This is a genomic window from Advenella sp., assembly GCF_052108595.1.
Lineage (GTDB): Bacteria > Pseudomonadota > Gammaproteobacteria > Burkholderiales > Burkholderiaceae_B > Advenella.
Genome location: NZ_JBQEAU010000127.1, coordinates 1 through 12,928, shown reverse-complemented (window position 1 = coordinate 12,928; position 12,928 = coordinate 1). Strand labels below are relative to the sequence as shown.

The following is a 12,928-nucleotide window of genomic DNA, read 5'->3' as shown; positions in this document are numbered from 1 at the left end:
CTTTTTACCGAAATCCTGATGATGTTGAATCAAACCATAACCTGGTTCGTTTCTGTTTTGCAAAAAAAGAAGAAACCTTGAAGCAGGCCATTTCGGTGCTTAAGCACCTCTAGTTATTAAACTGTTTGAATATATAAAAGATTAAGAGATAGATACTCTGTGGATATGTTGAAACGGATGAATTTACGCGTTTATTCATGAACTTAGCGGGAAATTTGGCTGGTGAATACCTGGCTTTTGTCCGGTGTATAAAAATGAACAACTTTGGCACTCGGCAGTTTCCCGCTATTTATCAAGTTTTGATACAGAAGTTATTCACAATGACTCGCCCAGAGCTTATCCACAGGCAAAAATCTGACAAAAACACGGTTTTGGATAATTTTTAACCGGTCTTTTACCCGCGGTTTTGCCCGCCTGATCGGTACAAATAGCGAAATTTCCCCTGGGAATATAGACGGGATAGGGACCCCTCCGGGTTGTGCCGCACGGAAAAATCGTTAGCGGGTATAAAGGCCTTCTAAATAAAATTTGCGTCGTTCGAGCGGTGTATAGGAGAGAGCCTCACTGAAGGATGGTCGGGTAGGGAAGTCTGACTGGCGTCAGCGGGGGACTAATTAAGTTCTCTATGTCCCAAACGGGGGAGGGCAGGCGGTGGTCCACGCCAGCTGGCGTACACTGGCAATATCCCAAAGAAGGGGCAAAGCAGGCAAGATGAGCGCAGACGGTACGCCATTTACGGAAGAAACAGATCTGATCGCGCGAAATAGAGCGTGCTGGCGTAACGAGCGGAGGGGTGCTGCCAGAAAAACAGGGAGACGTTTAACCAACCGCCTGAAAACAAACAATCTGACGCCGTGGCAGCGTTGGAGAAAAATCACGTTTTATCTTTATTCTCGCGGCCAATGAAGCCGACTCCAGCGTATCTTCACTCAGCACGTCGATTCACCAGGACCTTGTACATCAGAGGTCTATCTCTCTTTGGCGGAAAATTACGGTTTCCCAATAGCTTCAATCACGTTGTTCACAATTCCTGCTTATAATTCGAGATAATCCAGCGTGAGTGCATATTGTGCCGCGTTGCAGCAATGCCCAGGACCCCATTGACGGGACCATATCCGTTTTCAATCAGGCGATAGAGGAGCAAACATGGCCTACGATAGTCAGAATATTTTCGCGAAAATTCTTCGGGAGGAGGCGCCGTCCTTCAAAATCTATGAAGACGACAAGACATACGCCATGATGGACATCATGCCGCAAACGCGAGGACACTTGCTTATTCTGACCAAGGAAGAGGCAGAAACGCTACTCGATTTGTCGTTGGAAGGTGCTCAGGCATGTGTGGCCACTGCAAAAAAAATCGCGCCAGCGCTGCTGGAAGTGACCAAAGCTGACGGCTTTATCCTGTCACAGTTCAATAAGGAGATCGCCGGACAAACCGTTGACCACGTGCATTTTCACCTGGTCCCCCGGTATATTGGGCAAACAGTGGAACGTCATGGTCGTGTAAAAGGGGATATGGACGAGATAGCAGCACTTGCCCGGCAAATTGCTGCAGCCATTAAGTAATTTGTCCGGCCCCGGCATTCAATTGTACGGTCGGGGCAATGCTTGCACGACAATACTGTAGATCGGGTAGAACCCTTCATTAAATCCATCATCTGACCCGACAAGATCATTCTGGTCAGAGCTATAGATCTTAAAATTTCATAATCTCTCGCTATTACAATAGCCACTCAATGGGCAGTATCGACAGAAACCAGACAATGCCGCGTTTGAGCAGGCTGGTCTCGGGTTCCGAGTTGTAGCGGATCAGTTTGCCGTCCCGGTGCTCTATCCAATACACGTCACCCGCTTCAGATAGGCGAACTTCGTACGATGTTTTGGCGATCTCTTTATCAAAGTAGCTTTCCATCTGCAATGCCAGGTTGGGGCTCTCAATGACAAAACCCATTTCGGTATTAAGATGAGTTGATCGGGGGTCGAAGTTGAACGATCCGACAAATACGCGCTTATGGTCAACGGCAAATGTTTTTGCGTGAAGACTGGATCCGGAACTGCCTAAAGGCCCGGCGCTATCATTGCGCTTGTCGGTGGTGGATACGCGTTGCAACTCATAGAGTTTGATACCGGCAGCCAGGAGATCTTTACGCCGTTTGGTGTAGCCAGCGTGGACGGCAGAAACGTCCGTGGCATCCAGTGAATTGGTCAAAACTCGTAGTTTTACACCGCCCTGGGCCATTTTTGTAAATACCTCGACGCCGGCGGCAGTGGGTACAAAGTACGGCGATATCAGATCAATGGTACGGGTTGGGCGCCCAAGCACGTCAGCCAGTTGATAGATCAGCAAGCCGTCTGATGTTGCCTTGCCAAGGCCTTTGGCTGGATCATCGCTGACCATCCGAACATCGGCCCACTCGAAACTTAGATTGCCCGTTAGCATCTTCGAGATAAACGGCGAGGTTCTGATCGCTTGCGTATATTGGGCGGCCGCCTGGGACTTTAGCAGGCTTTCGGCCCTGGCTTTGAGCTGTGGCAGGATTGTTGCGTCGACCTGCGGCAAGATCAAGTCGACAGGATAAGATGACTTGCTTGCCCAGTAACGATCGAAATCGGTGGAAACGTCGCCTGTAGCTTTGCCGATAGCCAGAACATCCAGATCGGCAAACAAAACGGATTCACCCGCCCCGAAATATTCATCACCCACATTGCGCCCGCCAATAATTGTTGCCTGGTTGTCTGCGGTAAACGATTTGTTGTGCATGCGGCGATTTGCACGCATAAAGTCGGTAACAAAGCCTGTGGATTTTGGCCAGCGTACGATAAACGGATTGAACAGCCGAATTTCGATATTCGGATGATTATTCAGGGCAGCAAGCGCTTCATCCAGACCTGCCGTGCCGTTGTCGTCAAGCAGCAGGCGGACACGGACGCCTCTGTCGGCTGCTGTGCGCAGTTCTTCAAGAAGCAGAGTTCCTGTGATGTCGTCATGCCAAATGTAATACTGCACATCCAGCGATTTTTGTGCGGCACGTGCCAGCAGCGTGCGTGCGGCGAAAGCCTCATGGGCGTCGGCTAGTGCATATATACCGCTTTTGCCTGGATGTGCCTGGACCAGGGGCAATAGGGCTCGCCCTAAGGCCGTATTGCTGACCTGCGCTTCGTTCAATGCCTTGCTGCCTGTTCTACTGTCCAGGGACGGCAAAGAGCAGCCTGCCAGCAGGCAGACGAGCACGCAAAGAAGGAAAGGTCTGGGCAACGAAAGAATGCTGTTCATAAGAGACGACACCGGGCAGTTGATAGCGTACTTTAAATTGGTCTGTATACTTGGGCAGGATATGTTCGGCTCACTGATCCAGAATCAGGAGGTTTGTCATCAGTGTATCCGCCTTGAGCCTGGTCCTGCTGCGCTTTGACGCATTTGTTCCTGACAATGTTGGATATGTAGTAAAGACCCTCAGGGCTGCAGGAAGGTTGCTTTGGATTTTACTAAAATATTTCAATTGAAATATTCTGGAAATGGTCGCACGGCTTGCCAGTCCTGTTCCCTGAACGAACGAATGAACAACGGGCTGCAATGATGAGTGAGGAAACCAACTGGCGGGCTGAGCGAAGTTCTAGTTGATTGAACGCCTGGCACCTGTTCCCACGCGCTTGTCTATTGCGTCTACAGCTTTATGTTACCGGTCCGTGCTGGTTTCCCTTGTGATTGGCGATCCGATATCGTGACCGATTTACGCCGGCGTTTGAACCTGACCCGGTTTTTCCTTTCCTTGTGAACGGTAATCCCTTCGCCAGCCTTGGGGTCCAGTTTATAAAACCAGTAGGCGGCGACAATGGACAGCAGTCCGATTACCCAGAACCCGGTATGGATATCGTCAATTGAAACGTGGCTGGCGCCTCTAAATTGCATGCTCAGGTCCAGCGTAACGGTGGCAATACCCATGCCCAGGCTGATGCCGATCTGCTGCGCGGTGGCAGAAAATGAGCTTGCCTGGCTCATCTGTTCCGGCTCAATGTCTGCGAAGGCAAGGCTATTTACACCGGTGAATTGCAATGAGCGGAAAAAACCACCCACCAAAAGCACGGTGCCCATAAGCAGCACCGGCGTACTCTCAATGAAAAATGCATTTGTGATTGTCATTAACCCGGTAAGTGTGCCGTTTATCAAAAGCACCTTGCGAAAGCCCCACCGTCCAAATACCGCTGTCGCGATAAATTTCATCATCAGCGATCCTATGGCCATGGAAAAGGTGATCATGCCGCTGGCCAGCGCCGAGTAGCCAAAACCGACCTGGAACAGAAGGGTGAGCAGAAAGGGCATTGCGCCAACCGACAGGCGCGTCATATTGCCGCCAATCACCGCAGCCGAAAAAGTGGGAATTTTTAGAAGCGACAGATCTATGATGGGTTCTGGGTGGCGCCGGGCGTGGCGTATGTACAGCAGTGTGCATATTAGCCCGGTGGTCAGCAGCAACAGCGGATACAGATACCCATGGGTGTGGTTGCCGATGGCTTCGATGCCAATAACAAACGTCGCCATACCTACGCCGCTGAGCAGAAAACCGAGCCAGTCCAGCTGGGGCTTTTTTTCGCTGCGATACTCAAGCACATACCTGAGCACAAGTGTAATACCGATAATGGCGATTGGAATATTGATGAGAAATATCCAGTGCCAGGAGGCATAGGTCACCAGAAAGCCGCCCAGAGGCGGGCCAAGAATCGGGCCGAGCAGAGCGGGAATGGAGAGAAATGATGTCGCTTTCAGGATCTGGTTACGTGGAATCGTACGCAGCATGATAATACGGCCTACCGGTACCATCATTGCACCTGCAATACCCTGAATAAACCGGGATACCGTCAGGGAAGTCAGATCCCATGACAATGCGCAGGTCAGTGAAGTTAGCGCAAATAGGGTAATGGCGAAGAGAAACAGGCGCTTTGCCCCGAACCGGTCGGCAGCCCAGCCGCAGATCGGAACAAATACCGCTACCGCCAGCAAATAGGAGGTAATGGCCACGTTCATGCGAACCGGTGTGGACTGCAGCGACACGGCCATCATGGGAAGGGCGGTAGCCACCACAGTTGCGTCGAGCATTTGCATGAACAACGCGCAGCCGACGATAAATGGTATTAATTTGACGGCGATATCTTGCTGGACGGGAGCGTGGCTTTTCATGTGAGTTGATATTTTTTCGAAAGTAACCGATATAGCGGCCCGGTAACGAGTAGCACAAATACCATTCGTGATACATGGAAGGCCGTGACAACCGGTGGACCCAGTTGTAGCACTTTTGCCGTAATGGTCATTTCTGCGATGCCCCCCGGACTATTTGCCAGATACAGCGTTGCCAGCGGAATATCGGAAATCAGTGTCAGCAGGGCGCAAAAAACCAGTGCCAGACAGAGCGATCCGATGCAGACCAGCGCCACCACGCCCAGGTATTTTGGTGCGCGCCTGAAAAAATCCGGCCCGAATTTGTCACCCAACGACCAGCCGATGAACATCTGCCCGGCATGTTGAACTTCCGGGGGAATGACAGACAGCTCAATATGATTGCTTGTCAGCACAGTCATGATAAACAGTGGACCAAGCACCCAGGGATTGGGAATACGCAGTTTGCCGAACGCAAAACCAAACGCGCAGGTAATGGCGATCATTTGAAAAAAGCCGCTGTAGGAAAACGCGATCGCAGCCGTTGTGTTCACAGTCAGGCCGTGTAGCCCAAGAAACTTATACACAAATGGAATGGTTATCACGACGAGCAATACACGCAGACTATGGGCGGAAGCCACTCTGTCTATACGCGCATTATTGCGTTCGGCAAGATTGGCCATTTCGCTGGCGCCACCGATAGCCGAGGCAAACCAGGCCGTTTTGAAATCCACATCGGCCCAGCGGCGCAGGACAAACGCGCCTGCGCTGCCCAGAAACAGGGCGAACAGCATGCCCAGCACAATAGCAACTGTGTTATCCAGAACAATGTGCAGGACTTCTTCGGTGAAATACAGACCCAGGGAGGTGCCGATCACCCACTGGCCCATACTGCGGAAGGCCACATGCGATTGTGTGCGTGCGCCGCGCAACTTGCTTATCGCGGTGATAAGCAGTGGCCCGATCATCCACGGCAAGGGCAGATGCAGCCAGTTCGCCAGCAAAGCGCCAGCAAGTGCGAACAGAAATCCGGCTAAATAGCGCTGCATCATATTCCGAAGACAATTGACATACTTTAGGCATTCATTGTACGTTTTCAAAAGAAAAAATGCGAAGGAAAACTGTTTATATTTAAAAGTCTTATATAAGACCTGATTCATAATGTCGTTTACACGCCATGAACGCGGCTGTCTGTAACCGGATCCGCCTGGTTCAGTAAATATGTCCAGTAATTACGCCCAACGAGTGCGCAAAATGAATATGCCCGATGAATGCGTTCAACGAATACACCACCACGCAGGTTTGGTCCGCTGCGCCAGGGCGAGCCTGGATCCGCTTCATGCTCGAGGCCAATATTTGCGCGCCCAGGACCATCAGGTGGTCTTAGGGCAACAAAGTGGCATGCGCTGCGACATCTATCAATGTCCGGGCAACGTCAATTCCGGTAGCGTTAACGATTTCTGCGATGGCATTCATGGTCTTTTATGGATACTGTCGTGACATTGCCTTGTGCTGATGCTGTTCGTGTTGAGTCTATGGCATTGGCTTGTGGCGGTTTAGTGGCCAATCAAATTGATCATTTGGGTGTGGGCGGGGACGCGCTCATGACTTGCTGGCCGGGTGCGCACTTCATGATGAACTGAATAAGCTGGCGAACCGGTTCGGCCAGGCTTTGTTCCTGTCGATGAAGCAATCCTGTCTCGCGATAGAAGGTATGGACGCCCAAATCAATGGCACGAACTTTGGCAGGCCAGCGCGTGAAAGCGGCGGTTTGCGGAAACAGGGCGACGCCTGCACCGTTTGCCACGAGCTTGACGATCGTTTCAAGTTCATCACATTCGCAGATTTCGTGCAGGCCAATATGCATTTGCCGCAGGAAACGATCAACCAGCCGTCCACCGAAGGAAGTACGATCGTAGCGGATAAATGGCTGCTCAGACAGCAATTGAGCCCAATCGCTACCGGCAACATAAGAAGGAACAATAAGCCTGAAGGGTTCGCGTGCCAGTGTTTGCCACTGCAATTCGCTTTGCAGATGAAATGGCGGACGAATAATAGCCGCCATGTCTACGTCACCAGCATCGACCAGGTTCACCATGTCCATGGATACGCCGGGAATGATGCGGGTATGGCAACCTGGACGGGTGCTGTGAAAGTTCGCCAGCGCATCGGGCAAGACAGTTCGTTGCAGCGTTGCGATGGCACCCACGTTGATATGCATGGCTTTGGCGTCAGCGACAGGCGTGGCACCCAGATTGCTGTATAGCTGGATCAATTCCTGCGCCTGCAAAAGCAACTGTTGCCCCTTTGCATTGATCCTTGCCGATCGCCCCTGCCGGTCAAACAGCGCAAATCCCAACTCAGCCTCCAGGCGCTGCATCTGGGCGCTGACGGCTGCCTGAGTAAGGCCTATTTTTTGCGCGGCGCTGGCAAACGTGCCCTCGCGGGACACCGCAATAAATGTTTTGAGTTCCCGGATCATTGCATTCTCAATGTATAAATAATATTTGTGTATATTACAAATATATATTGATTTTATTTTTTTAACGTCGGGCCTACAATAAAAAATATCATTACCGTGCCGGACACGCTGGCACTTCCCCAAGGCAATGGCATTTGCAATAAGCGTTGTCAGTAGGGATTTTGCTAAACCCATACCACTTATACCAACCAGGAAAACCAATGAGTCTGTCACCTTTTCATCTAGCCATTCCCGTCTACGATCTGGCGGCTGCCCGCAATTTTTATGGCGAAGTGTTCGGCCTGGCCGAAGGACGTTCCAGCGAGCAATGGGTGGACTTTGATTTTTACGGACACCAACTGGTGATTCACGAACATCCGCAAACGGCGAGCCAGCAGCAGGCGCATACCAACGCCGTAGACGGCCATAACGTGCCTGTGCCGCACTTTGGCGTCGTGCTTGAGTGGAACCAGTGGGAAGCGCTATCGGAGCGCCTGAGAGCGCGCAATACCAAGTTTGTGATAGAACCGGGTATTCGCTTCAAAGGTCAGGTTGGTGAACAGGCCACCATGTTTCTGTTTGACCCCTGTGGTAACGCACTGGAATTCAAGGCCTTCAGGGATATGAGCCAGTTGTTTGCCAAGTAAAAAATTGAATCCCGGCGACGGGCCGGGACATGTGGGCGTGTAGGCTTGGCCTGTAGTATCAAAGCGCTTGAAGGGAAGGAAGGGGACAGAGGCATTACGGGAAGGCGTCTTATGGGCGGCGTCGCCGCTGCAGCATTCGCAGCAATGACAAATGAGCCGATGTAAATCCTGCTGTGCCGACCCTCTGGTACCGCAGAAAATCCATGCTGCAGTTATGTTGTAAACAACAGGTTTAAACAGCGCACGAGAGGCGCTGCAGCCTGCGACACGTTTCTGAACCGAATACAGGCGAAAAAAATGCCCGCACAATGTGCGGGCAAGTGGCTGAAATTTAATTCTATCACCATTTGCAAAAAAGTCTATGGTTTCATGTTTTAAATATATTTCTGAGCATGGCCGCGCATCGGGCGAGGCTCCGTGTCGTCCAGTGTGCTTGCCTCGCAGTGCCTGTCCTGTAGCGATTGCGTAGTTCACTGCGTTTGGATATAACTCAAATGGGAACCGGGGCTGGACCTCCTGGGCACAAGTGGCTTGATTTGCGCAGCTTGCGGCGCTGCACGAGAGCCGCTACGGCCTTCGAGTTTGCGGATCAGCCCTGAAATAACCGATATAATAGGCTAACTTCACTGATGTTTCGCCTATGTCCGCACCTGCCAACGATCCTATTGCAGCTATCGCAACCGCGCCGGGGCGCGGCGGTATAGGCGTCATCCGTATTTCGGGACCCGATCTGACCGGTCTGATCTCACAGCTGTTTGGGCGGGAACTGGCGGCGCGCCATGCCTATTTTCTGCCATTTTGCGACAGCAAGGGCGAGTCCATTGACGAAGGCATCGCCATCTACTTTCGCGCGCCGCATTCGTACACCGGCGAAGATGTGCTGGAATTGCAGGGGCACGGCGGTCCGGCGGTATTGAAAAGAATACTCGATCGTTGTCTGCAGGTAGGCGTACCATTACGCATGCGGCACGCCGAGCCCGGTGAATTTACTCAGCGCGCTTTTCTGAACAACCGGCTGGATCTGGCACAGGCCGAAGCCGTGGCCGATCTGATCGACGCTTCCTCAGAAGCAGCCGCGCGCAGCGCCATGGCCTCTTTAAGCGGTTCTTTTTCTGCACAAGTGAACAATCTGGCAGATCAAATTATTCATCTGCGCATGTTGGTAGAGGCCACGCTGGACTTTCCCGAAGAAGAAATCGAATTTCTGGAAAAATACCAGGCGCGCGAAACGCTGGGCGGGATTCTCGGCGACATGGCAGAACTGGTGCGTCAGGCGCGTCAGGGCTTGATTCTGCGCGAAGGCTTGCACGTTGTGCTGGCGGGCCAGCCCAATGTCGGTAAATCCAGTCTGCTTAATGCCCTGGCAGGTGACGATATTGCAATTGTCACTCCGATTGCCGGCACCACGCGCGATAAGGTCACGCAGCAGATCCACATTGAAGGCGTGCCCATTCATATCGTGGATACAGCAGGCCTGCGCGACACTGACGATACCGTGGAAAGTATTGGCATCGCGCGCAGCTGGGCGGAAATTGCCAAGGCAAATGTGATTATTCACTTGCAGGACGCGCGTACGCCAAACGACGAGCTGGATGTCGGTATTACACGTCGGCTGCCGCAACGCACGCCGGTACTGGAAGTATTCAATAAAATCGATCTGCTCGATGAGGCGGCCCTGAAGGCACTAATTGCGAGACCCCCGGCAAATGGCAATACAGCCAGTACACACGAGGTCTCGCGCATTCTGATCTCTGCGGTTCATGAAACCGGCCTGGATGTGCTGCGCAGCAAACTGCTGCAGATTGCGGGCTGGAACCCCGGCGCCGAATCACCCTGGCTGGCGCGCGAACGGCATCTGGAAGCATTGCAAAAAGCAGCGCAACATTTGCTTAATGCCAAGGAACACGCTGCGCACAATGATCGCGTGCTGGACCTTTTTGCCGAAGAATTGCGGCTTGCACACGAGTCGCTGTGGAGTATTACCGGCCAGTTTTCCAGCGATGATTTGCTGGGCGAGATATTTTCGAATTTTTGTATTGGGAAGTGAGGCGACAGCTGGCAGCTACAGATGAACGAAATGACTTTACGTTTCGCTGACCGCTACAACAGGCCTCACCCCAACCGAGCGTGCTATACGCTTTGTCATAATAAAAAACACCATGCCTGTTGCCGAATCTGGACTAAATCTCTGTCGCTGTAATATTATTCAACCTGCGTTACTACAGCACCAATATTCGTTACTTGGTTGAGCGCATCCTGCCGTTGCGCTTTAACTTTATCCTCATCCAGCGCCATGCCCTGAGCCGAAAAAAAGCGCAGGTCATGCAATCCGATCGTTGCCAGAATGGCTTTCAGATAGGGCGTGAGAAAATCCGGCTGGCGGCTGTGTTCGCTGCCAAAGAAGCCCCCGGATGCAATCGCGATATACACGGGTTTGCAGTCCAGCGTACCCACTTTTCCTGCCGGCGTAATATTGAAACTGCGATTGACGCGTACCACAAGGTCTATCCAGGTCTTGAGCGATGCGGGCACGGTGAAGTTGTGCATAGGCGTGCCAATGACAACCACATCAGCTTCTTCAAGTTCGCATATCAGTCTTTCTGATTCTTGCAGCGAACCCTCATACGACAATTTATCAATGCTGTTGCGGGCGGCATTGGCCAGTGCTTTGGCATAGTCGGCATCAATCGCAGAGGCTGCGTGCAAACGCCAGTCGCGCCTGATGGTGCGGCTAACCGAGTGCTGACTACAAAGCTGATTCACAATGGCCTGGGAAAGCTGGGTGCTTTCAGATTCTTCGCCACGTGGGCTGAATGTTAAATGCAATAATTTCATTGGTGTTCCGTGTACGATGCTTGCTTATCCGAATGGAAAAAATAGTAATGCTAAGCTCAGTATTACAGTTGTGATTGAGTCATTATGAGCCTATTTTTTCATAAAGCATATTGCTGGAGATGCATTAGTTAGTGGCCGGTAGCGTCATGCCAAAATGCAGGCCTGTGCTTAACAGTCCTTGGCGAAAATAAAAGCGCTGTGCAAGCGAATTGGCCAGGCCGGTATCCAGAACAAGACGTGCACACCCGGCATCAATGCCTATGGTTTGCAGCGCTTGCAGTAGCCTTGCGCCGCAGCGCTGGCCTCTGGCTGTGTCCAGTGTAACCAGATCGTCGACATACAGAAACGGTCCGTAGATGAGATTTTCCTGGAGGCGATAACCTGCGACTGCAATCACATCTTTGTTGTTCCAGATGGCAAGCATGCGATAGCCGTCATTCTGCTGCATCCGCTGCACACGTTCAAGCAAATCGTGCGCATTTGCCAGATGCGGGCGCAATTGCTGCATGACGGCAAAGGCGGCGCGGATCTGGGTGTCATTGTCCAGGTGCGCCACTATGATGGTATCTGATTTTTCCAGTATTTCGTTGCCACCCGACTCACCGGTAGCGCCAGCGACTTGAGCTACTTGTGCCATTTACGGTTTCCTTTTCAAATGTGATAGGCCTACATGGAACGAATGGTAATGCCGTTATGCCATAATCTGAAGAGCCAAGAACTAAGATACGGACTAGTCCATGAATCAGACCCAGCGCTATGGTTTATCGTCTTTGGATCCTCAGGCCAGCATGCCTTTGTATCAGCAGATTTATCTGCGCCTGCGCAATGCCATCACTGACGGCTTGATATCGCCGGGCCAGCGGATTCCTGCAGCGCGTGCGCTGGCTAAGGAACTGGGCCTGGCGCGCGGCACGATTGAGTCTGCCTACAGTTTGCTGGCCTCTGAAGGTTATGTGCAGGCGCGAGGGCAGGCCGGAACGGTGGTCATGCCTGGGCTGGAGCATGTGGGTGGCGCGCCGATACCAGCCGTAGCGGTTTCTGCGTCCTTGACTGCGCTGCCACAGCATCCGCCAGTTGCGCCGTTCCAGATGGGATTGCCCGCGCTGGATGCCTTTCCACGCAAAATTTGGGCTCGTCTGGCGGCTCGCTGTGCACGCAGCACCCGGGTTGAGGATATGGTTTATCCACCCCTTACGGGCACCACGATATTGCGTGAGGCTATTGCCGGCTATCTGCGGGTGTCGCGCGGCATCGATTGCGTACCGCAACAGGTATTTATTACATCGGGCTATCGGGAAACCATTGATCTGGTGTCACGCACTTTACTGGTGAGGGGTGACAAGGCGTGGGTGGAAGATCCTGGCTATGAACCGACCAAGGATGTCCTGAGAAGTCTGGGAATGTCGCTGGTTCCGGTGACGGTTGATAACGAGGGCATCTGCGTAGAGCAGGGTAAGCAGCTTGCAGCGGAAGCCCGTCTGGCGGTCGTCACACCCGCGCATCAAAGTCCCTTGAGTGTGTCGCTATCGCTGGCGCGGCGCCTCGCGTTGCTGGACTGGGCTGCGCAAAGTGATGCGTGGATTATCGAAGACGATTACGACGGTGAATACCGTTATCTGGGTCGCCCATTGCCTGCGCTCAAAAGCCTGGACGGCGAGGGCAGGGTGATTTATTCGGGCACATTCAGCAAGGTCATGTTTCCTGGTCTTCGTTTGGCTTACTGTGTTGTGCCGCAAGGGTTGTTGACGCGGTTCGACAACGCAGTGCAGATACGGGGCAGTGGCGCGCCGGCATTAGTGCAGGCAATTGTGACTGCCTTCATGAAGGAAGGCC

General features: G+C 52.4%; 10 protein-coding genes. 4 read left to right on the top strand and 6 right to left on the bottom strand.

Translation table 11 applies throughout. From position 1 onward, the window contains the following. The first annotated feature begins 1,146 nt into the window (after positions 1 to 1,146). On the top strand, positions 1,147 to 1,566 hold the full coding sequence (locus ACTIKR_RS18020; protein ID WP_193087914.1) for an HIT family protein: 420 nt from the start codon (positions 1,147 to 1,149) through the stop codon (positions 1,564 to 1,566). 154 nt (positions 1,567 to 1,720) lie between these two features. Here the strand turns inward: ACTIKR_RS18020 and ACTIKR_RS18015 are convergent, their stop codons facing one another. The 4 genes from ACTIKR_RS18015 to ACTIKR_RS18000 form a co-directional block, all read right to left on the bottom strand. Further along, positions 1,721 to 3,274: a phospholipase D family protein gene (locus ACTIKR_RS18015; RefSeq protein ID WP_442328575.1), complete on the bottom strand. Its 1,554-nt coding sequence runs from the start codon at positions 3,272 to 3,274 to the stop codon at positions 1,721 to 1,723. A gap of 390 nt (positions 3,275 to 3,664) precedes the next feature. Beyond that, on the bottom strand, positions 3,665 to 5,176 hold the full coding sequence (locus ACTIKR_RS18010; RefSeq protein WP_442328574.1) for a DHA2 family efflux MFS transporter permease subunit: 1,512 nt from the start codon (positions 5,174 to 5,176) through the stop codon (positions 3,665 to 3,667). Beyond that, positions 5,173 to 6,204, bottom strand: coding sequence for an AbrB family transcriptional regulator (locus tag ACTIKR_RS18005; protein ID WP_370540185.1), 1,032 nt, complete (start codon positions 6,202 to 6,204; stop codon positions 5,173 to 5,175). Before ACTIKR_RS18005 ends, ACTIKR_RS18010 begins: the two co-directional genes overlap by 4 nt. Before the next feature lie 524 nt (positions 6,205 to 6,728). Next, a complete protein-coding gene (locus ACTIKR_RS18000) occupies positions 6,729 to 7,634 on the bottom strand; it encodes a LysR family transcriptional regulator (RefSeq protein ID WP_442328573.1) in 906 nt (301 codons plus the stop codon). Between the two features lie 200 nt (positions 7,635 to 7,834). On the opposite strand from ACTIKR_RS18000, the gene ACTIKR_RS17995 reads away from it, so the two are divergent. Together ACTIKR_RS17995 and mnmE are read left to right on the top strand one after the other, a co-directional pair. Then, the gene (locus ACTIKR_RS17995) at positions 7,835 to 8,260 is read left to right on the top strand and encodes a VOC family protein (protein WP_193087918.1); all 426 of its coding nucleotides are present in this window, start codon (positions 7,835 to 7,837) and stop codon (positions 8,258 to 8,260) included. A 640-nt stretch (positions 8,261 to 8,900) separates the two neighbouring features. After that, positions 8,901 to 10,307, top strand: a complete 1,407-nt coding sequence (gene mnmE, locus ACTIKR_RS17990; protein ID WP_442328572.1) for a tRNA uridine-5-carboxymethylaminomethyl(34) synthesis GTPase MnmE — start codon at positions 8,901 to 8,903, stop codon at positions 10,305 to 10,307. A 155-nt stretch (positions 10,308 to 10,462) separates the two neighbouring features. Here mnmE and ACTIKR_RS17985 read toward each other — a convergent pair whose 3' ends face one another. Then, a complete protein-coding gene (locus ACTIKR_RS17985; RefSeq protein WP_442328571.1) occupies positions 10,463 to 11,095 on the bottom strand; it encodes an FMN-dependent NADH-azoreductase in 633 nt (210 codons plus the stop codon). Between the two features lie 124 nt (positions 11,096 to 11,219). Then, a complete protein-coding gene (locus tag ACTIKR_RS17980) occupies positions 11,220 to 11,732 on the bottom strand; it encodes a GNAT family N-acetyltransferase (RefSeq protein ID WP_442328570.1) in 513 nt (170 codons plus the stop codon). A gap of 100 nt (positions 11,733 to 11,832) precedes the next feature. Between ACTIKR_RS17980 and pdxR the strand changes: the two genes are divergently transcribed. Further along, positions 11,833 to 12,928 (top strand): MocR-like pyridoxine biosynthesis transcription factor PdxR (gene pdxR, locus ACTIKR_RS17975; RefSeq protein ID WP_442328569.1); only part of this gene is annotated, 1,096 nt, incomplete at its 3' end.